The following is an 18,526-nucleotide window of genomic DNA, read 5'->3' on the forward strand; positions in this document are numbered from 1 at the left end:
CGCGCGCGCTCGTCGGCGTTCCCCCGCCTGCGGTCCAGGGCCTTCGAGCGTCCATGAACCACCTCGGACGGGCCCGGCCGCGCCTTCGCGACGTCTTCTCGGCCGGTCACGCGTGCGGTGTTGCCGCCTGATGCCGCCTCGCGCGTGCCCGCGGCGCCTCCGGTGCCCGTCCGGCCGGCCCCGCCGGGGCCGCGAGCCGAGGACGGCGACCCTGAACCAGCAGCACCACGGCGGCCCGCGCGCGAACGCGCGGCGCACGCTGTCGCAGAACTTCCTGTCCGATTCCGCGGCGATCGCCCGTTATGCCCGCGCCGCCGTGCCCGCGCCCGGAGCGCTGATCGTGGAGGCCGGCGCGGGCGACGGCCGCATCACCGCCGCGCTGGCCGCCCGCGTCGGCAGTGCCGGGCGTGTCGTGGCCTACGAGATCGATCCGCGGCTGGCGGCGCGGCTGCGCGCGCGGTGCGCGGCGCTGCCGAACGTGCGGTGCGTGACCGGCGACTTCCTGGCCGCCCGCCCGCCGTCGGGCCCGTTCCACCTGGCCGGCAACATCCCGTTCGGCGCGACGTCGCGGATCGTCGGCTGGGCGCTGGAGGCGCCGGGGCTGGCGTCGGCGACGCTGATCACGCAGCTGGAGTACGCGCGCAAGCGCACCGGCGGGTACGGGCGGTGGTCGCGGCTGACCGTGCGGACCTGGCCGGAGTTCGGCTGGGAGGCGGGCGGCCGGGTCCCGCGCGGGCTGTTCCGGCCGGTGCCGCGGGTGGACGGCGCGGTGCTGCGGCTGGTGCGGCGGCCGCGCCCGCTGCTGCCGCCGGCCGCGATGGGCGACTACCTGCGCTGCGTCGACCTGGGGTTCACCGGGAAGGGCGGTTCGCTGCGGGCCTCGCTGTGCGCGGCGCATCCGCGGCGCCGGGTGGACGCGGCGCTGGCCGCGGCGGGCATCGCGCCCGGAGCGCTGGTCGCCGACGTCCATCCGGACCGGTGGATCGTGCTGGTGCGGGCCCTGACCGGCCGCTGAGACGCGGCGGGTCAGGCGGGGCCGGCGGGCGGCCGCCACTGGAAGATCATGTCGGCCTCCCGGACGAGCGCGGTCGGGCCGAGCAGCCCGGCGAGGCGGACGGCGGTGTCGCGGGCGGCGACCGGCACCGCGCCCGTCAGCGCCGTCATCCGCGCGATCCGGTGGGAGCGCCGCATCACCTGGGTGGTGCGGCGCCGCCGGGCGGCGGTGTAGGCGGCGAGCGCGGCCGGCATGTCCCCGTCGGCCCCGTCGGCCCCGTCGGCCGCGTCTCGGGTGTCCGGGCCGGGCGGGGTGCCGGCGGCGCGGGTCGCGTGGTGGGCGAGCACGACCGCGTCCTCGATGGCCTGGCAGGCGCCCTGGCCGAGGTTGGGGGTCATGGGGTGGGCGGCGTCGCCGAGCAGCGCGGTGCGTCCGCGGTGGAACGCCGGCAGCGGCCTGGGCATGTGGTAGACGTCGTTGCGGAGCACCGCGTCCGGTTCGACGCCCTCCAGCAGGGCGGGGACGGGGTCGTACCAGCCGCCGAACAGCCGCAGCAGTTCGGCGCGCTCGTCGCCGCCGGGGGCGCGGGCCCCCTCGGGTGCGGGGGCGGTGGCGTACAGGTAGGCGCGGTCGCCGGTGAGGGGGTTGATCCCGAAGACGGTGCCGCGGCCCCACGCCTCGGCGGGGGTGAAGCTCCCTGCGGGGGCGCGGGTGACGGCGCGCCAGGCGGTCAGTCCGGTGTAGCGGATGGGGGAGCGGCCGGGGAACAGCGTCGCGCGGGTCGGGGAGTGGATGCCGTCGGCGGCGACGACGAGGTCGGCGGTCTCCTCGCCCGTGACGGCGCCGCTGTCGGTGCTGGTGGTGACGGTCGCGGGGGTCGTGGCGTCGCCGGGGGAGGCGAGGGCGGCGGTGGAGTTCAGGTGCAGGGCGCCGTCGGGCAGCCGGGCGGCGAGCAGGTCGACCAGGGCGGCGCGGAGGGTGACCACGAGCGGGTCGCCGTAGCGGTCGGCGGCGGTCTGGATGGAGGTGCGCGACAGCCATCGCCCGTCGGCGCGGCGGACCCCGCCCTCGCCCTGGAAGGCGTTGAGGGCCCGGACGGGGTCGCCGGCGCCGATGGTGTCCAGGGCGCGCAGCGCGTTGGGGCCGATCGCCAGGCCGGATCCGACGGGTTCGAGGGAGGCGGCGCGCTCGTGGAGCGTCACCGTCCAGCCGTGGGCGTGCAGGGCCGCGGCGGCGGTGAGGCCGCCGATCCCGCCGCCGATCACGATCGCGTGCGCCATTGCGGACACCCCTTCTCACTACAGCCGTAGTTCGGATACTACGCCTGTAGTGAGGCGCCGGTAGGATCGGGGGCATGACGTCCCCGCGCGCCGAGCTGGTCGCCGACACCGCCCTCGCGCTGCTCGCCGCCGCCGGCATGCGCGGCCTCACCCACCGCGCCGTCGACAAGGCCGCGGGACTGCCCGCCGGGTCCACCTCCAACCTGGCCCGCACCCGCGCCGCGCTGCTGGAGCTGGCGCTGCGGCGCCTCACCGAGCTGGAGCGGCGGCGGTTCGCCGGCTCCGCCGCGCCGCTCGGCGCGGACCTGCGCGGAGCGGGACGCGACCTGCTCGCCGACGCGCTGGCCGGCCTGGTGGACGCGCAGCTGCGCGAGCACCGCGCGTCCGTGCTGGCCCGCTACGAGCTGGCGCTGGAGGCGACCCGCCGCCCCGAGCTGCGCGCGATCTACGACGAGCTGGGGCGCGGGTTCCGCGATGTCGCCGCCGACCTCATGCGCCGGGCCGGGTCCCCCGACCCCGGCCGGCACGGGCCGCGGCTGGTCGCCTTCGTCGAGGGGCTGCTGTTCGACGCGGTCGCCGGCGCCGGACCCGAACCGGACGCCGCCGGCCTGCGCGCCGCCGTCGCCGAGTACCTCGACGGCGTCCTGCCCCGCCACACCCCGCACCACGCCCCGCAACAGAACACGCGACAGGACGCTAGGCCGCCGGCGGCGCCGGCGGCCGGGCTCGCGGGGCGTCAGAACGGGTAAGGGGCGATCTCCCCGCGCATCGTCACCCACTGGGTCTCGGTGAACGCCTCGATGTTGGCGTCCGGGCCGCCGAACCGCGACCCGTTCCCCGACGCCGCCAGCCCCCCGAACGGCACCACCGGCTCGTCGTTGACGGTCTGGTCGTTGATGTGCACCAGCCCCGTCGGGACCGCGTCGGCGATCGCCATCGCCTGCCCGACGTCGCCGAGGATCCCTAGCGACAGCCCGTACTCGCTGTCGCGGGCCAGCGCGACCGCCTCGTCCGCGCTGGAGAACGGCACCACCGGCGCGACCGGCCCGAACACCTCCCGCGCGTAGGCGGGCATGTCCGGGGTGACCTCCGCCAGCACCGTCGGCCGGTAGAACAGGCCCTCGTGGGTGCCGCCCGCCGCCAGCCGCGCCCCGGCGGCGACGGTGTCGCGGACCAGCGCGTCGACGTGCGCGAGCTGTCCCTCGTCGATGATCGGGCCGAGCGCGACCGGCCCGGCCGCAGGGTCCCCGACCGGCAGCTTGTCGGCCTTGTCGGCCAGCGCGGCGACGTACTCCTCGTGCAGGCTCTCGTGCACCAGGTGCCGCCCGGTGGTCATGCAGATCTGCCCCTGGTGCAGGAACGACCCCCACGCGCCCGCCGACACCGCCTTGGCGATGTCGGCGCCCGGCAGCACGATGAGGGCGTTGTTGCCGCCGAGCTCGAGGTGCGCGCGCTTGAGCAGCCGCCCGCACGCCTCCCCGATCTTGCGGCCCGCGGCGGTGGAACCGGTGAACGACACCACCCGCACCTGCGGCGCCGCGACCACCGCCTCGCCGGTCTCCAGTCCGCCCGGCAGCAGGTGCAGCAGCCCCTCGGGCAGGCCCGCCTCCTGGAAGACCCGCGCGAGGGCGACGCCCCCGCACACCGCGGTGCGGGGGTCGGGCTTGAGCAGCACCGCGTTGCCGAGCGCCAGCGCCGGCGCGACCGACCGCATCGACAGGATCAGCGGGAAGTTGAACGGCGCGATCACGCTGACCACCCCGGCGGGGCGGCGCCGCGCCAGGCTCCACCGCGGCTGCGCCGACGGCAGCACCAGGCCCTGCGGGTGCGAGGCCAGCGCCGCCGCCTCGTAGCACAGGCCCGCCGCGAAGTGCGCCTCCAGCTCCGCCTTCGCCGGTACCGACCCGGCCTCCCGCACGATCCAGTCCTGGATCTCGGCGGCGTGCTCCTCGAACAGCCGGCCCGCGCGGCGCAGCACCGCGGCGCGGTCCTCGTAGGTGCGGGCCGCCCAGTCGCGCTGCGCGTCGGCGGCCGCGGCGGCCGACGCGGCGACGTCGCGCGCCGACGCCCGCCCGAGCGTGCCGAGGACCGCGCCGGTCGCCGGCTCGACGACCTCCAGCACGCCGCCGTCCGCGGCGGCCCACCCGCCGGTGAAGATCTTGTCCGTCCACGTCCCGGGGTCCAGCAACGCCATCGTCGGCTCCTCCTCGAACCACGCGCCCGCGGGCGCGGACGCGACGCGGCCCCGCCCGCGCGGCGCGGCCCGTCCTCCCAGGTTCGCCGTACCCGACCGGCGGAGGAACAACGGGTTTCCACTGAACGGAATGTCCCGCGGCGGACGCCGCCGAAACCACGCTCACGCCCCGGCGGGAAAACCCGTTGCGGGGCCCGCGCGGCGCCGCGCATACTCGTCATATCTACCGGCCACCGGGAAGGGAGCAGACCATGACGCGGCGATGCGGCGACCGCACCCGCACCTGCTCCCGGTCCACCCGGCGGGCGGCCACCTGACCTTCGCGCGTCCAGCGCGTCACGGCCGCCCTTCCCACCGACCGGAACGGCGGCCGCTTTCTTCTCGACGACCCGTGAAAGACCCCCGTGCGCCCGCGCCCCTGCGGGCCGCGACGCCGTGGCCGAACGGCTCAGGCACCGGATTGCAGATCCGGATCATGTGGGTTCGAATCCCACCGGCGTCTCCCGCCCCGCCCCCACGTCACCCGGGGGCGGGGCCCGCTCCCCGTAGCTCAGAGGACAGAGCGCCGGACTCCGAAGCCGGGCGCCGCAGGTTCGATTCCTGCCGGGGAGACCCCGCACCCGCCACCGGCAGGGAAGGACCGCATGCGCAAGATACCGACACTGTTCGTCCGCGACCGGGACGGCGACCCCCGCCACGTCACCTCCGAGCCCGACCCGTCCTGCGCCTGGGTGCTCGCCGGTGAGGGCCGCGCCACCCGCAAGTACGACGGCACCTGCGTCCGCTTCGACGGCGCCCGCTGGCACGCCCGCCGCGAGGTCAAGGCCGGCCGGCCCGCCCCGCCCGGATTCACCCCCCTCGCCACCGACCCCGCCACCGGCAAGACCGTCGGATGGGAGCCCGCCGAGCAGTCCGCGTTCTGGAAGCACCTGCGCGCCGCCCTGGACGAACACGACGGACAAGGCGGACAAGGTGGACAGGGCGGACAGGGCGGAGGCGTTTTGGCCGCCGGCACCTACGAGCTGATCGGCCCCAAGATCAACGGGAACCCGGAGGGCGCCGAGCGGCACACCCTCGTCCCGCACGGCGCCGACGACCTCGGCGACGTCCCCCGCGACCACGACGGCCTCGCCGCCTGGCTGCACGCCCACCCCTACGAGGGCATCGTGTTCTGGCGCGACCCCGCCGACCCCGCCTGCGACAAGGCCAAGATCAAGCGCCGCGACTTCCCCGCCCCCTGACACACCGCCCCCTGACACACCGCCCCCTCCCTCAGGCCGGGGGAGGGGGCGCGGCCGGGCGACACGGCCGGGCGGCGCCCGGTCAGGCGGCGTGCTCGGCGAACATCGCGACCAGCCCGTCGGGCGCGTCCGCGGCCAGGCACCGCTCCAGGCTCTCCGCCGACGCCGCCGCCGCCTCGCGCCCGCGCGCGAACATCACCGCCTCGTAGGCGGCCAGCGCCGCCTCCACGTCACCGGGACGCGCGGCGATCGCCTCGCCCAGCTCCGCGCCGTCCAGCATCGCCAGGTTCGCGCCCTCGCCGGCGAACGGCGACATCAGATGCGCCGCGTCCCCCAGCAGCGTCACGCCCGGCACCCGGTCCCAGCGGTGCCCGACCGGCAGCGCGTGGATCGGCCGCGGCACCAGCGGCCCGTCGGCGTCGGCGACCAGCGCCCGCAGCCCCTCGTCCCAGCCGCCGAAATGCTCCAGGACCGCGGCCTTCGCCGCCGCCGCGTCACCGAAGTCGACGCCCGCCGCCCACTGCGGGGCGACCCGCAGCGCCGTGTAGACGTGGACGCCGCCGTCCGGCTCCCGGTGCGCCAGGAACCCCCGGCCGCCGCCGAGCGCGAACAGCATCCCGCCGCCGGCGATCCGCGCGGCCCGCGGATGGCGGGCGTCGACGTCGCGCAGGTCCGACTCCACCATGACCACCCCCGTGTAGGCGGGGACCGCGTCCGACACCAGCGGCCGGATCCGCGACCACGCCCCGTCCGCCCCCACCAGCAGGTCCGTGGTGAACACCGCCCCGCCGGAAAGGCGCACCTCGTGGCGGCCGCCGCCCAGCGGCCGCGCCCCCTCCACCTTCGCGCCCCACCGCACGGTCCCCTCCGGCAGCGAGGCCAGCAGCAGGTCCCGCAGCGCGCCCCGGTCCACCTCCGGACGGCCCCGCCCGCCGTCGTCGGCCTCGGCGAACCGGACGCGGCCGCCGCTGTCGAGGATCCGCATCTCCTCCCCACCCGCGTGCACCAGCGGCAGGAACCGCTCGTGCAGGCCCGCCGCGCGCAGCGCCCGCTGCCCCGACTCCTCGTGGATGTCGAGCATGCCGCCCTGCGCGCGGGCGTCCGCCGAGGCGTCCAGATCGAACACGACCGCCTCGATCCCGTGGACGTGCAGGACCCGCGCCAGGGTCAGGCCGCCCAGGCCCGCCCCGACGATCGTGACCGGCTCGTGCGCCCGCCGCTGCGTCCCGTCGCCGTTCTCCCCGTTGATGCCGTTCATGGTGTCCTCCCGATGTCGTCGTGGTCGTCCGGTGCGGGGGTCCGCAGGATGCCGTTGATCAGCGCCTGGAACCCCCACGACAGCCGCTGCCGCGGCGCGCCCGACAGCAGCGGCCCCGCCAGCGCCGCCAGGTGCGGGCGCCTGCCGGGCGACGCGCCGCGCAGCGCCGCCACCAGCGCGTCCCAGTCCCCGGCGGCGTCGGCGTCGGCGTCGCGGGCGGACTGCTCGGCCGCGGTGGCCGTCGCGTGCTGCAGCAGCACGTCCACCCCCCAGGCCGCCTGCCCCGGCGACGCGCCGCCCTCGATCAGCAGCCCCAGCAGCCGCTCCACCAGGTCCAGGTAGTTCTCGCCGCTGGGCCGCGCCGCCAGCGCCGACCGCGCCAGCCCCGGATGCTCCATCAGCATCGCGGTGTAGGAGGTCAGCACCGCCTCCAGCCGCTCGGCGAACGTCCCGGACGTCGGCGGCGGCGCGACCGTCCCCAGCAGCTCGTCCAGCACCGCCGCGTGCAGCTCCGCGGTGTTGCGGACGTACACGTACAGCGACGCCGGGCCGGTGTCCAGCTCGGCGGCCAGCCGCCGCATCGTCACCTTCGCCAGGCCCTCGGCGCGCACCAGCCGCACCGCCGCCGCGACGATGCCCTCCCTGGTCAGGGCGGGTTTGGCGGGACGCTCTCGGCGGCTGCGCGGCGCGCCGCCCGCAGGTGGATCGACTGTCATGCCCACCACCGTACACGAACATGTTCGTTGCGAACAAGTTCGTAACGAACATGTTCGTCGCGAGGCGCACGGCGACCCCGTGCGCCGCGCGGTTCGCGGCCCGGTCAGCGCGGGCGGACGGCCGCCGTGACGACGTGGCCGCTCACCCCGAGCAGCGACGGCACCGACTCCACCGCCCGCAGCGCCTCGAGGACCGTCTCGCGGTCCTCCTCCAGGAGCTCGTCCAGGCCCCCGAACAGCCACACCGCGCCCTCTAGCCCGTAGGAGCGGGCGCCGGGCAGCCCGGCGTCGGCGAACTCGCGCGGCGGCTCGTCCGCCTCGTGCAGGTAGGCGGTGGTGAACCCCATGTCGGGCGTTGCGCGCAGCACACCGGTCTCGACCGAGGCGTCCACGATCGCGCGCTTGCCCCGGTAGCGGCGCTTGCGGAGCATGTCGTGCAGCGCGGCGTGCCGCCCGATCGTCGCCGCCGCCACCACACCGCCCGGCCGCACGGCCCGCGCCGCCTCCCGCAGCGCCCGCACCCGGTCGGCGCGCTCCACCAGGTGGTACAGCGGGCCGAGCAGCAGCACCGCGTCGGCGGACGCGTCGGGCACCGGCAGGTCACGGGCGTCGCCGAGCCGCGCGGACACCCCGGGGATCCGCGACGCCTGCTCCACGTGCAGCGGGACCGGATCCACCAGCTCCACCGCGTACCCGTCGGCGGCCAGCCACTCGGCGTGCACCCCGGAACCGCCGCCGACGTCGACCACCCGCGCCGGCGGCGCCGGCAGCAAACGGCGCAGGACGTCCTGGGTCCGCCACAACTCCAGCCGCCCGCCGCCCTCACGCAGCCGGCGGTCCTCCCCACCGCGCTCGTAGTAGCGCAGAACATCGCGATCCATGCCGCCGAGGCTCCCCGCCGCGCCCCCGCGCCCGCAAGCCATTAAGCGGGGGACGCCAGGCGGGCGCCGGACGGGCAAGAGCCGGTGTCAGGGGGCGGCGGGGCGGGCGTGCTCGGCGGTCACCGCGTCCAGCAGCCCCGGGAACACCGCGTCGAACTCCTCGCGGCGCAGCGCGTTCATGCGGGACGTGCCGACGTAGTACTGCCGGATGAGGCCCGCCTCGCGCAGCACGTGGAAGTGGTGGGTCGCGGTCGACTTGCTGACCGGCAGGTCGATCGCGCCGCAGCTCAGGTCCGCGCCCGCCGCGTCCAGCTCGCCGACGATCCGCCGCCGCACCGGGTCCACCAGCGCCTCCAGCACCCGCTGCAGGCCGACGTCCCGGACGTCGGGATGCGGCGGGACCCGGTCCCGCCCGCCGTCGCGCACCGCCGCCATGTCCACCTCCCGCGCGCCCATCGTACGACGAACGTCGAAGTACGGCGACCATCAAAGTACGACAGCCATCAAAGTTTGACAGCGGTCGTACTTTCGAGTTGGCTGATCACCACCCCGGGACGGCGCGCGGCGCCGCCCGCCGACGCGGAAGAGGCGATGCGCGATGACCACCACGGTGCGGTTCCACGAGCTCGGAGGCCCGCAGGTGCTGCGGCTGGAGGACGTCGAGACCGGCGAACCCGGCCCCGGCGAGCTGCTGGTCCGCGTCGAGGCGATCGGCCTCAACCGCGCCGAGGCGCTGTTCCGCGCCGGCGACTACATCGAGCCGGTCAAGGCGTTCCCCGCCCGCCTCGGCGCCGAGGCCGCCGGGACCGTCGAGGCCGCCGGCCCCGGCGTCACCGCCTTCCGCCGGGGCGAGCCGGTCAGCGTCGTCCCCGCGTTCTCGATGAACGACTACGGCGTCTACGCCGAGAAGGCGATCGTCCCCGCGGCCGCCGTGCTGAAGCGCCCCGAGGGGCTGGACGCCGTCGGCGGCGCCGCGGTGTGGATGCCGTACCTGACCGCCTACGGGGCGCTGGTGGAGGTCGCCGGGATGCGCGCCGGCGACACCGTCGTCCTGACCGCCGCCTCCAGCAGCGTGGGCCTGGCCGCGATCCGCGTCGCCGTCCGCGCCGGCGCGCGGCCGATCGCCGTCACCCGCAGCCCGGGCAAGAAGGACGCGCTGCTCGAGGCCGGCGCCGCCGAGGTGATCGTAAGCCGCGGGGACGACGTCGCCGCGCCCGTCCTGGACCTGACCGGCGGACGCGGCGCAGAGCTGGTGTTCGACGCCGTCGCCGGCCCCGGCGTCATCGACCTGGCCAGGGCCGTCGCGCCCGGCGGCACCCTCATCGAGTACGGGGCGCTCAGCGGCCGGACGACCCCCTATCCCGGCTTCGAGCTCGGCATGCCCGCGCTGAACATGCGGACCTACACCCTGTACGAGACCACCCGGGACCCGGCGCGGCTGCGCCGCGCGGAGGCGTTCGTCGCCTCCGGCCTGCGCAGCGGCGCGTTCGCCCCGGCCGTGGACCGCGTGTTCGGCCTGCGGGAGATCGTCGAGGCGCACCGGTACATGGAGGCGGGCGCGCAGGTCGGCAAGATCGTCGTCACCACCGGCGACTGACCGCCCCCTCCCCCCGGGCCCGCGTCGCTGTGGACCAGGGGCCCGGGGGACCGGCCGGCGGCCAGGACGCGGCGCCGGCCGGGCTCTGACCGGTCAGGCGCTCGCCGGTCAGGCGGTGACGCCGGCGAGGCTGCGCGACAGGTGCGCGTACACCTCATCCCAGAACGCCACGTGCTCGCCGATCTCCCGGCGCGCCGCCGCCAGCATCAGCGCCTCGTCGGCGAAGTAGCCGTTGACCAGGATGTCCCACAGCGCCGCGAACTGCCCCGGCCCCTTGGTCTCGTGCAGGGTGAGGAACTCCAGCCCCGACACCACCCCGTAGTGCTCCGCCAGCGCGTCGAGGACGACCCGGTTGCGGACGGGGCTGGCGATCTCCCGGCCCGCCAGCGCCGCGACGGCCTCCGCGCCGTCGGCCCCGGGGGCCAGGAACCGCGCCGGGAACGACTCGCAGTAGGCCGCGGTCACCGGCAGCGGCTCCACCGACGACGGCCGCTCCACGCCCAGCGCCCGCAGCATCCGCACCGCCAGGCCGTGATGGTCGCCGCCGACCTCCTCCGCGATGTGCTCGGTCAGCCCGGTCAGCACCCGGGAGGCGTCGAACTCGGTGCCGAACGCCGGGCTCTTCACCACGCAGACGCCGAGCCACCGATGAAATTGGTTCCGCCACAGGTAGTACTGGCCGAAAACGTCGCGGACCATCTCGGCCGGTGCCTTTCCCGTCCGCAGGTCCGAAAAGAACACGCTGCCGTCCAGCGTTCCGACAGCATGGGCGAGCAGGTCGGCCGATACGGCGGATCCAGCGAGCGAGGTCATGATTCTCCAATGATCTGCGGCCATTTCGTTCCCGTCATCGCCGCACGTCGAGGCGGGGGTTCGACGGTTTTCCGCCCGGCGGCGGGCCCACCGGGGACAGCCCCCGCGGACGCACGATGCGACGCGCTAACAGCAGAACCTAACCGACGTTCAGCGCGCGCCCAATATCGCCTTCACCGGTCCATTACCGTCGCCGCCGCGACACCTTGCACGACCGCGCCGCCGTATGGTAGTTCCGGCTCCGAACGGAACGTGCTGCGCCTTTATCGGACCATCCCGCGCCCCGCGCGTTTCCGCCCCGCCCCCGGCGTCCGGCGCCCGGGCCGATACCGCCCGGACCGGTGGCCGGATCCGGCCGTGAGAATCTCACAGAACGCGTCGTCTCACGCGATACGCGGCGTCTCCGGTCGCAAACGGACCACGTCCGGCCACCGCCCCCGGGCCGCCCCTCAAACCGCCGCCCGCCCCCGCCCGGCCGCTCAGGCGACCGCGCGGAGCCGGTCGTCCAGCTCGTCCAGGTCGGCGACGAACCAGACGTGGTCGCCCGCGTTCGACTCGCGGACCAGGGCGCGCAGCGCCGGGCTCGCCGCCAGGTGCCGGGAGATGTCCCCGACGACCGCCAGCCGCAGCCGGTAGTTCACGAACTTCTGCATGACCTCGCCCGCGAAGCGGGTGCCGAGCGAGAAGAACCGCTCGTCCAGCCGCGCCGCCGGCACCGCCACCACCTGCGCGCCGAGGAACACCGCCCCGATCAGGTCGAGCGCGTCCTGCTCGGTCGCCACCGGCGGCCCGTCCGGGTCGCACATCAGCACCTGCACGCCCGCCCGCTCCCGCACCTCGTCAGGCACCGCCGGCCTCCCGCCCGGCCCCGGCCGCGCCACCGCCGGAGCCGGAGCCGCGGTCGTCCAGGACGCCGCCGTCCAGCACGGCCTCGATCAGCCGCAGCACCTCCGCGGTGGCCGGCACCCCGCCCAGGATCACGATCTTCATGCGCCTCCGCTCCTCGTCGTGGACGGTCTGGACGCGCAGCGCGCCCCCGTCCCCCCGCCCGGTGTTGACCCCGGCCAGCACGAACGTGGCGAGCCGGTCGGCGGCGGCGCGGCCGACCCCGTCGATCTGCACGATGCTCGACGCCTCCGCCCGCCCCGCGCCCTCGCCCGGCCCGTCCTGCGCCGGGCGGGGACGCCCGGTCAGCGCCTCCAGCGCCGCCGCGGGGATCCGGTACTGCTTGCCGATCCGCACCGCGTCCAGCCGCCCGGCCCGGATGTAGCCGCGCACCGTCCGCACGTGCAGCCCGAGAAGGTCCGCGACCTCCTCGACCGAGTACATTCGCTCCTCCATCACTCCGCAAACTACCCCATTGAGGGAACGATAGGGAAGTTTGCGGTACCCAAATGGGTGGCGGTGGAGGTGGGGGCGGGCGATAGCGTGGCGCGCGGACGCGAGGCGGCGGCCCGCGCGCGCGTCCCGCCGCGCCGGCGTCCCCGAGCCGCCGATGGGGGAGCGATGACCGGCGGGGAACGCGGAACCGTCACCGTGCTGACCGGGCCGTGCGGCGCCGGCAAGAGCACCGTCGCGCGCCTGCTGGCCGCGCGGCTCGCGCCGAGCGTGCGGCTGCACGGCGACGACTTCTTCGCCTTCATCGCCCAGGGCGCGATCCCGCCGCACCTGCCCGAGGCGCACCGGCAGAACCAGACCGTCGTCGCCGTGCAGGCCGCGGCGGCCGCCGGATACGCCGCCGGCGGCTACCACGTGGTGTTCGACGGGGTCGTCGGGCCGTGGTTCCTGCGCCCCTTCCGCGACGCCGCCGCCTGCGCCGGCGTCCCCCTGCACTACGTGGTGCTGCGCCCGGACCGCGACACCGTGCTCGCGCGCGCCACCGCGCGCGGACCCGGCGCGCTCACCGAGCCCGGACCGGTCCTGCGGATGTTCGAGGAGTTCGCCGACCTCGGCGACCACGAGACCCGCGTCCTGGACTCCGCCGCCCTCACCCCCGAGCAGACCGCGCGGGCCGTCGCCGACGGGCTGCGGTCCGGCGCCTACCTCCTGCCCTGACGCGGCCCGCGGTCCCCGCCGCGCGCCACGCGGGCGAGCGTCACAGGCAGGAGGCGATGCAGTCCAGGACGCGCTCCAGGCCGTAGGCGAACTGCGCCTCGGGGTCCATGTGCGGCAGCGAGGCGTCCCGCACCACGCGCTCGAACATCGGGTGCTCGCCCCGGTCGAGCAGCTGGTGGACGTAAGGGGAGCTCTGGCGCATCCAGTCCTGCATGGTCATCCCGCTGCGGCGCCGCTCGCGCTCCCACTCGATCTCCGCGCGGACCGTCATGACGACGTAGCCGTTCAGCATGTTCATCAGCGTGATGATGTCGTCGACCGGGATGCCGACGTCCAGGGCGCCGAAGCCGAACTCGGTGATCCGCAGCTGGTTCGGGCCGAACGTCGGGCGGGCGCGGTGCAGGTCGGCCACCCACGGGTGCGCCAGCCACATCTGCCGGGTGTTGCGCGCGACCAGCCGCAGGTCGGCGCGCCAGTCGCCGGTCGGCCGGTCCGGGATCTCCAGGGTGCCGACGACGTGGTCGTACATCAGCTCGATGAGGTCGTCGCGCGAGGGGACGTAGCGGTACAGCGACATCGCGCCGGTGCCGAGCTCGGCCGCGATCCGCCGCATCGACGCCGCCTCCAGCCCGTCGGCGTCGGCGATCCGCACCGCCGCCTCGGTGATCTGCGCGCGGCTGTAGGCGGGTCTCGGGCCCCGGCCCTGCCGTTCGGGGACCGCGAAGATGCTGACCGCCTCGACGTCCGCCACCGTGCTCCCTCCGCCGCTTCCCGGACCGCGTCCGGGGTTCCTGCCGCGATTCTAGTTGCGTACATCGTACTCGGTTGTCTAGCCTGGCGGCAGTCCACCGCGTACGGCGTACCCAATGGAGGCGATGATGCCGGACGAACCGATCGTGTCCGCCGAGGCGCTGCACAAGCGCTACGGCGACACCAAGGCCCTGGACGGCCTCGACCTGGCCGTCGCCCCCGGCACCGTCTGCGGGCTGCTCGGCCCCAACGGCGCCGGGAAGACCACCGCCGTGCGGATCCTGGCCACCCTCGCCGACGCCGACTCCGGCCGCGCCCGCGTCGCCGGCCACGACGTCGCCGCCGAACCCGACCGGGTCCGCGCCGCCATCGGCCTCGCCGGCCAGTACGCCGCCGTCGACGAGAAGCTCACCGGACGCGGCAACCTGCGCATGTTCGGCCGCCTCTACCACCTGCCCCGCCGCGAGGCCCACCGCCGCGCCGACGAGCTGCTGGAGCGCTTCGGCCTGATGGACGCCGCCGACCGGCAGGTCCAGGGCTACTCCGGCGGCATGCGCCGCCGCCTCGACCTGATCACCAGCCTGATCCTGCGGCCCCGGGTGCTGTTCCTCGACGAGCCCACCACCGGCCTGGACCCGCGCAGCCGCGGCGAGATCTGGGACGCCGTCCGCGCCCTGGTCGCCGACGGCACCACCGTCCTGCTCACCACCCAGTACCTGGAGGAGGCCGACCGGCTCGCCGACGACGTCGTCGTCATCGACCACGGACGCGTCATCGCCGAAGGCACCCCCGACGCGCTCAAGGCCTCCATCGGCGACCGGCTCGACGTCGCGCTGGCCGACCCCGCCGACGCCGGCGCCGCCGCCCGCGCCCTGTCCGGCCTCGCCGGCGCCCACCCCGACCTGGACGGCGCCCGGCTGACCGTCCCGCTCGCCCGCGGCGCCGTCCGGCTCGCCGACGTCGTCCGCGAACTCGACCGCGCCGGCGTCACCGCCGAGGACGTCGGGCTGCGCCGCCCCACCCTCGACGAGGTGTTCCTGCGCCTCACCGGCCGCGACACCGACCCCGCCGAAGACACCACGGCCCACGACCCGGAGGCCGGGGACCCGGCCGGCCGCCAGAAGGAGACCGTCCGATGACCGCCCCCGCCCTCGGCACCCGACCGTCCCCGGCGGCGCGGCTGCGCTGGACCGCCGCCGACGGCCTCACCCTCGTCGGGCGCGAGCTGAGCCGGCTGCGCTAGGAACCCGGCGAGCTGATCGCCGCGCTGATCTTCCCCGCCGTCATGGTGGTGCTGTTCGGGTACGTGTTCGGCAGCGCCATCACCGTCCCCGGCGGCGGCAACTACCGCGAGTACCTGATGCCCGGCCTGTTCGTCATGGTGTCCTTCACCTCCGTCATGGCCGTCACCATGCGGGTCGCCACCGACGCCTCCCGCGGCGTCATGGACCGGTTCCGCGCCATGCCGATGGCGCGCTCGGCCGTCCCGTTCGGGCAGGCCGGCGCCGACGCGATCAACGGGGTCCTCGCGCTGGTCATCATGGCCGCCACCGGCCTGGTCGTCGGCTGGCGCGCGCACTGCGGCCTCTGGCCCACCGCCGAGGCGTTCCTGCTGCTGATGCTGCTGCGGCACGCGCTCAGCTGGGCCGGCTGCTTCCTCGGCCTGGTGGTGCGCAACGAGCAGACCGCCGACCAGTTCGTCCCGCTGGTGTTCCCGGTCACCATGCTGTCGAACTCCTTCGTCCCGACCGGCGGGATGCCCGGCTGGCTGCAGGCCGTCGCCGACTGGAACCCCGTCAGCGCCGCCACCGCCGCCTGCCGGCAGCTGTTCGGCAACCCCGGCGCGCCCGCCGGCCACGCCGGCGACCTCGCCTGGCCCCTCGCGCACCCCGTCGCCGCGACCCTGCTGTGGTCGGTGGCGCTGATCGCGGTGTTCGCGCCGCTGTCGGTGCGCACCTTCCACCGGCGCGGACGGTGACCGCCCGCGGGCCGCGCCCCCGGCCTCCACCGGGGGCGCGGCCCGCCCGCTCACACCCCGAACGGCGCCGCGTACTCGATCACACCGGACGGCACCGGACCGGACGAGCCGGCCGGCACCAGCGCCATCAGCGCCTCGTCCGGCACCTCGAACCCGGCCGACACCTCCAGCGACGACGCCCGCACGAACCCGAACCGCGGGTAGTACGCCGGATGCCCCAGCACCACCACCAGCCGCTCGCCCCGCCGCGCCGCCTCGGCCAGCGCCGCGCGGACCACCGCGCCGCCCGCACCGCGCCGCTGGTACTCGGGCAGCACCGCCACCGGCGCCAGCGCCAGCGCGTCCGCGCCGCCGACCCGGCAGCGCGTCAGCAGCGCGTACGCGCCGACCCGCCCGCCTTCGTCCTCGGCGACGAACGACAGGCCCGGCAGCCACGCCGGGTCACCGCGCAGCGCGTCCACCAGATCGGCCTCCTCGGCCGTCGGGAACGCCGCCTCCACGACCCGGCGCACCGCCGCAGCGTCCGCGCCCGCCTCCGGGCGCACCGTCCAGTCCCCGCTCACCGGTCGCGCCCCTTCTCCTTGTACATCTGGCGCTGCCACCGGCGCACGGCCTTCCACTTGTCGCGCCGCTCGGCGCGCAGCCGCGCGTCGGTCCGCGACGCGATCCACGCGTTCTCGCGCAGCAGCCTGCGGTAGCTGTCCAGGCGCCGCTGCGGCAGCGACCCGTCCGCGACGGCCGCCAGCACCGCGCAGCCCGGCTCGCCGAGGTGCGCGCAGTCGCCGAACCGGCAGCCGCCGGCCAGCTCCTCGATGTCGGCGAACGTCCGCCGCAGGCCGTCGCCGGCGTCGAACAGGCCCACGCCCCGCAGCCCCGGCGTGTCGATCAGGACGCCGCCGCCCGGCAGCGGGAGCAGCTCCCGCCGGACGGTGGTGTGCCGCCCCTTGCCGTCGGACGCCCGGACCTCGCCCGTGGCGAGCGCGTCGGCGCCCAGCAGCGCGTTGCCGAGCGTGGACTTGCCCGCGCCCGACGGCCCGACCAGCACCACCGTGCCCGACAGGACCGCCGCGACCACGTCCACGCCGTCACCGGTCGCGGCGCTGCACGCCACCACGTCCACGCCCGGAGCGGCGGCCGCGACCTCCGCCTGCGCCTCCGCGGCGGAGGCGACCCGGTCGGCCTTGGTGAGCACCACCACCGGCCGGGCGCCGCTCTCCCAGGCCAGCGCGAGCAGCCGCTCCAGGCGCCCGAGGACGGGATCGGGCACCAGCGGCACCGCGATCGCGACGGTGTCGACGTTGGCGGCCAGCACCTGGCCGCGCGAGTCACGCGCCGCCGACGACCGGACGATCGCGGTGCGGCGCGGCAGCAGCGCCGCCAGCACCGGACGCCCGTCCGGCCCACCGGGCCGCAGCGCCGCCCAGTCGCCGGTGCACGGCGCCGCCGCCGGATCGGCCGGTGACCCGAGCGCCCCGGCCGACGCCCGGCCCGGACCCGACTCGGTCACCACGTCGCACAGGCCGCGGTCCACCGCGGCGACCCGCGCCGGCACCAGCCCGGCCGCGCGGTGAACGGAGAAGACGTTCTCCAAGGTCTCGTCCCAGCCGTAGGCGGACAGGGGAGACCCGTCGAAAGAAGACAACGGAATGGAACCCTTCGCATGAAGGGGCCTCGGCGAGCACGCCGGACGAAGCGGACCGGGGTCAGCCGGAGGCCCGGGAGATGAGGACGGGCTGGCTGCTGCGCGCAGCAGCGACCGCGACGACGGCCATGCACCTCACCCCCCTTTCGGTTCCGGCGCCCACCCTACCGGCCGCCCCGCGCCCGGGCCAGGCGATTAACGGCGGCACCGGCGAGCACACCGGCGGACACCGGCAGCGCGGGCGAAGGGGAGTGGAATGGGTAAAGGGAAAGTATGGTGATTTGGGGCGGCGGACCGTGATGGGGGGCGTGACCGTGGACGAAAGGGACCGGCGGGACGAGCGGCCGCACGAACCGCGCGAACCGCGCAGGCCGCACGAGCCGGAGCGGGGCCTCGCCGAGCGCGCCGACCGGGCCGCGGCCGAACGCCTGGAAGACCTGTGGAACGGGCTCGCGCCCGTCGCCGGCGGCGCCGCCCGCCTCGCCACCACCGTCAGCGAACCCGTCCGGCACGCCGCCCGCGACGCCGCGTCCCTCGCCGCCGCCCGCATCGTCGAGCAGATGGCCGGCACCCCGGTGATGCGGGCCGTGGAGAAGGCCGCCCGCGACGCCGCCGTCAAGGCCGCCTCGGCCGCCGCGGAGAAGGCCGTGCGGGAGGCCCGTGCCGCCGCGGAGGCCAACCCCGCCACCGCGCCCGCCGTCGAGGCCGCCACCGCCGCGATGACCCTCGCCGAGCAGGCCGCCCGGCACCCGATGGCGATCGCCGCGCGCCGCCTCGCCGCCCGCAGCCCCCTGGCCCGCGCCGCCACCGCCACCGCGCTGGACATGGCGGGCCGCACCATGACCACCGCCGCCGCCTCGCCCGCCGTGCAGGCCGCCACCCGCGCCGTCGTGGACGCCGCGATCGACGCCGTCGCCGACGCGGCCGTCGACGCCGCGCTGGTCGCCGGCCGCGACATCGTCGGGCGCGTCGTCCGGGAGACCGCCCGCGAGACCGCCCGGGACCTGGCCGCCGCGCTGCGCGACCGCGCCCGCGGCTCCGCCGAGCTCAACGCGATCGCCGCCGAGCTCACCCCGATCGCCGGCGCCGCCGTCGGCGCCGGCCGCGACCTGGCCGAGCGCACCGGA

19 protein-coding genes, 2 tRNA genes and 1 pseudogene are annotated in these 18,526 nt (G+C 76.4%); 10 read left to right on the forward strand and 12 right to left on the reverse strand.

Features of this window, described 5'->3' with window-relative positions; genetic code table 11:
• Positions 1-130: 130 nt before the first annotated feature.
• Positions 131-1,015, forward strand: coding sequence for an ErmE/ErmH/ErmO/ErmR family 23S rRNA (adenine(2058)-N(6))-methyltransferase (erm, locus tag amrb99_RS43270; RefSeq protein WP_190867623.1), 885 nt, complete (start codon positions 131-133; stop codon positions 1,013-1,015).
• 11 nt (positions 1,016-1,026) lie between these two features.
• Here erm and amrb99_RS43275 read toward each other — a convergent pair whose 3' ends face one another.
• A complete protein-coding gene (locus amrb99_RS43275; RefSeq protein ID WP_190867625.1) occupies positions 1,027-2,274 on the reverse strand; it encodes an FAD-dependent monooxygenase in 1,248 nt (415 codons plus the stop codon).
• A gap of 74 nt (positions 2,275-2,348) precedes the next feature.
• Here amrb99_RS43275 and amrb99_RS43280 point away from each other — a divergent pair, with 74 nt between their 5' ends.
• Positions 2,349-3,023, forward strand: a complete 675-nt coding sequence (locus tag amrb99_RS43280) for a TetR family transcriptional regulator C-terminal domain-containing protein (RefSeq protein WP_190867627.1) — start codon at positions 2,349-2,351, stop codon at positions 3,021-3,023.
• Here amrb99_RS43280 and amrb99_RS43285 read toward each other — a convergent pair.
• A complete protein-coding gene (locus amrb99_RS43285) occupies positions 3,011-4,468 on the reverse strand; it encodes a benzaldehyde dehydrogenase (RefSeq protein ID WP_190867629.1) in 1,458 nt (485 codons plus the stop codon). The genes amrb99_RS43280 and amrb99_RS43285 overlap by 13 nt on opposite strands.
• Positions 4,469-4,897: 429 nt before the next feature.
• Between amrb99_RS43285 and amrb99_RS43290 the strand changes: the two genes are divergently transcribed.
• The 3 genes from amrb99_RS43290 (at position 4,898) to amrb99_RS43300 (ending at position 5,709) form a co-directional block, all read left to right on the forward strand.
• Positions 4,898-4,970: transfer RNA gene (locus tag amrb99_RS43290), tRNA-Cys, on the forward strand.
• A gap of 37 nt (positions 4,971-5,007) precedes the next feature.
• Positions 5,008-5,080 (forward strand) — tRNA-Arg (locus amrb99_RS43295).
• Positions 5,081-5,112: 32 nt separating this feature from the next.
• Positions 5,113-5,709, forward strand: a complete 597-nt coding sequence (locus amrb99_RS43300; protein WP_190867631.1) for a hypothetical protein — start codon at positions 5,113-5,115, stop codon at positions 5,707-5,709.
• Between the two features lie 82 nt (positions 5,710-5,791).
• Here amrb99_RS43300 and amrb99_RS43305 read toward each other — a convergent pair whose 3' ends face one another.
• From amrb99_RS43305 to amrb99_RS43320, 4 genes are all read right to left on the reverse strand, one after another.
• The gene (locus amrb99_RS43305; protein WP_190867633.1) at positions 5,792-6,967 is read right to left on the reverse strand and encodes an NAD(P)/FAD-dependent oxidoreductase; all 1,176 of its coding nucleotides are present in this window, start codon (positions 6,965-6,967) and stop codon (positions 5,792-5,794) included.
• Positions 6,964-7,683 carry a TetR/AcrR family transcriptional regulator gene (locus tag amrb99_RS43310; RefSeq protein ID WP_190867635.1) on the reverse strand — a complete coding sequence of 240 codons (720 nt, stop codon included), beginning with the start codon at positions 7,681-7,683 and terminating at the stop codon, positions 6,964-6,966. Before amrb99_RS43310 ends, amrb99_RS43305 begins: the two co-directional genes overlap by 4 nt.
• A 104-nt stretch (positions 7,684-7,787) precedes the next feature.
• Positions 7,788-8,564 carry a class I SAM-dependent methyltransferase gene (locus tag amrb99_RS43315; RefSeq protein WP_206700342.1) on the reverse strand — a complete coding sequence of 259 codons (777 nt, stop codon included), beginning with the start codon at positions 8,562-8,564 and terminating at the stop codon, positions 7,788-7,790.
• 87 nt (positions 8,565-8,651) lie between these two features.
• Complete coding sequence (locus amrb99_RS43320) at positions 8,652-8,999, reverse strand: helix-turn-helix domain-containing protein (RefSeq protein ID WP_190867640.1); 348 nt, start codon at positions 8,997-8,999, stop codon at positions 8,652-8,654.
• A gap of 163 nt (positions 9,000-9,162) precedes the next feature.
• On the opposite strand from amrb99_RS43320, the gene amrb99_RS43325 reads away from it, so the two are divergent.
• Entirely contained in the window at positions 9,163-10,161 is a 999-nt protein-coding gene (locus amrb99_RS43325; RefSeq protein ID WP_190867642.1) for a zinc-dependent alcohol dehydrogenase family protein, read from the forward strand.
• A 108-nt stretch (positions 10,162-10,269) separates the two neighbouring features.
• On the opposite strand, the gene amrb99_RS43330 is transcribed toward amrb99_RS43325, so the two are convergent.
• The 3 genes from amrb99_RS43330 to amrb99_RS43340 form a co-directional block, all read right to left on the reverse strand.
• The gene (locus tag amrb99_RS43330) at positions 10,270-10,974 is read right to left on the reverse strand and encodes an iron-containing redox enzyme family protein (RefSeq protein WP_190867644.1); all 705 of its coding nucleotides are present in this window, start codon (positions 10,972-10,974) and stop codon (positions 10,270-10,272) included.
• Positions 10,975-11,453: 479 nt separating this feature from the next.
• Positions 11,454-11,822: a DUF4180 domain-containing protein gene (locus amrb99_RS43335; protein WP_190867646.1), complete on the reverse strand. Its 369-nt coding sequence runs from the start codon at positions 11,820-11,822 to the stop codon at positions 11,454-11,456.
• Positions 11,815-12,315 carry a helix-turn-helix domain-containing protein gene (locus tag amrb99_RS43340; protein ID WP_206700343.1) on the reverse strand — a complete coding sequence of 167 codons (501 nt, stop codon included), beginning with the start codon at positions 12,313-12,315 and terminating at the stop codon, positions 11,815-11,817. Before amrb99_RS43340 ends, amrb99_RS43335 begins: the two co-directional genes overlap by 8 nt.
• 165 nt (positions 12,316-12,480) lie before the next feature.
• Between amrb99_RS43340 and amrb99_RS43345 the strand changes: the two genes are divergently transcribed.
• On the forward strand, positions 12,481-13,029 hold the full coding sequence (locus tag amrb99_RS43345) for an AAA family ATPase (protein ID WP_190867648.1): 549 nt from the start codon (positions 12,481-12,483) through the stop codon (positions 13,027-13,029).
• Between the two features lie 40 nt (positions 13,030-13,069).
• Here amrb99_RS43345 and amrb99_RS43350 read toward each other — a convergent pair whose 3' ends face one another.
• Entirely contained in the window at positions 13,070-13,780 is a 711-nt protein-coding gene (locus amrb99_RS43350) for a TetR/AcrR family transcriptional regulator C-terminal domain-containing protein (protein WP_190867650.1), read from the reverse strand.
• A 127-nt stretch (positions 13,781-13,907) separates the two neighbouring features.
• Between amrb99_RS43350 and amrb99_RS43355 the strand changes: the two genes are divergently transcribed.
• Positions 13,908-14,918, forward strand: a complete 1,011-nt coding sequence (locus amrb99_RS43355; RefSeq protein WP_206700344.1) for an ATP-binding cassette domain-containing protein — start codon at positions 13,908-13,910, stop codon at positions 14,916-14,918.
• Positions 14,919-15,049: 131 nt separating this feature from the next.
• Positions 15,050-15,757, forward strand: a complete 708-nt coding sequence (locus amrb99_RS43360; RefSeq protein ID WP_347257112.1) for an ABC transporter permease — start codon at positions 15,050-15,052, stop codon at positions 15,755-15,757.
• Positions 15,758-15,807: 50 nt separating this feature from the next.
• On the opposite strand, the gene amrb99_RS43365 is transcribed toward amrb99_RS43360, so the two are convergent.
• Together amrb99_RS43365 and rsgA are read right to left on the reverse strand one after the other, a co-directional pair.
• Complete coding sequence (locus amrb99_RS43365) at positions 15,808-16,320, reverse strand: N-acetyltransferase (protein ID WP_347257111.1); 513 nt, start codon at positions 16,318-16,320, stop codon at positions 15,808-15,810.
• Positions 16,317-17,399: a ribosome small subunit-dependent GTPase A gene (gene rsgA, locus amrb99_RS43370; protein WP_194737690.1), complete on the reverse strand. Its 1,083-nt coding sequence runs from the start codon at positions 17,397-17,399 to the stop codon at positions 16,317-16,319. The genes amrb99_RS43365 and rsgA overlap by 4 nt, the downstream gene beginning before the upstream one ends.
• A 308-nt stretch (positions 17,400-17,707) precedes the next feature.
• Here rsgA and amrb99_RS43375 point away from each other — a divergent pair.
• A pseudogene (locus tag amrb99_RS43375) lies at positions 17,708-18,526 on the forward strand (hypothetical protein); the annotation flags it as partial.

Source organism: Actinomadura sp. RB99 (assembly GCF_014706005.1).
Lineage (GTDB): Bacteria > Actinomycetota > Actinomycetes > Streptosporangiales > Streptosporangiaceae > Spirillospora.

Bases quoted from the DNA above. Each gene is read 5' to 3' on its own strand.
- erm (WP_190867623.1), top strand. From the start codon at position 131: ATGCCGCCTCGCGCGTGCCCGCGGCGCCTCCGGTGCCCGTCCGGCCGG.
- amrb99_RS43275 (WP_190867625.1), bottom strand. From the start codon at position 2,274: ATGGCGCACGCGATCGTGATCGGCGGCGGGATCGGCGGCCTCACCGCC.
- amrb99_RS43280 (WP_190867627.1), top strand. From the start codon at position 2,349: ATGACGTCCCCGCGCGCCGAGCTGGTCGCCGACACCGCCCTCGCGCTG.
- amrb99_RS43285 (WP_190867629.1), bottom strand. From the start codon at position 4,468: ATGGCGTTGCTGGACCCCGGGACGTGGACGGACAAGATCTTCACCGGC.
- amrb99_RS43300 (WP_190867631.1), top strand. From the start codon at position 5,113: ATGCGCAAGATACCGACACTGTTCGTCCGCGACCGGGACGGCGACCCC.
- amrb99_RS43305 (WP_190867633.1), bottom strand. From the start codon at position 6,967: ATGAACGGCATCAACGGGGAGAACGGCGACGGGACGCAGCGGCGGGCG.
- amrb99_RS43310 (WP_190867635.1), bottom strand. From the start codon at position 7,683: ATGACAGTCGATCCACCTGCGGGCGGCGCGCCGCGCAGCCGCCGAGAG.
- amrb99_RS43315 (WP_206700342.1), bottom strand. From the start codon at position 8,564: ATGGATCGCGATGTTCTGCGCTACTACGAGCGCGGTGGGGAGGACCGC.
- amrb99_RS43320 (WP_190867640.1), bottom strand. From the start codon at position 8,999: ATGGCGGCGGTGCGCGACGGCGGGCGGGACCGGGTCCCGCCGCATCCC.
- amrb99_RS43325 (WP_190867642.1), top strand. From the start codon at position 9,163: ATGACCACCACGGTGCGGTTCCACGAGCTCGGAGGCCCGCAGGTGCTG.
- amrb99_RS43330 (WP_190867644.1), bottom strand. From the start codon at position 10,974: ATGACCTCGCTCGCTGGATCCGCCGTATCGGCCGACCTGCTCGCCCAT.
- amrb99_RS43340 (WP_206700343.1), bottom strand. From the start codon at position 12,315: ATGGAGGAGCGAATGTACTCGGTCGAGGAGGTCGCGGACCTTCTCGGG.
- amrb99_RS43345 (WP_190867648.1), top strand. From the start codon at position 12,481: ATGACCGGCGGGGAACGCGGAACCGTCACCGTGCTGACCGGGCCGTGC.
- amrb99_RS43355 (WP_206700344.1), top strand. From the start codon at position 13,908: ATGCCGGACGAACCGATCGTGTCCGCCGAGGCGCTGCACAAGCGCTAC.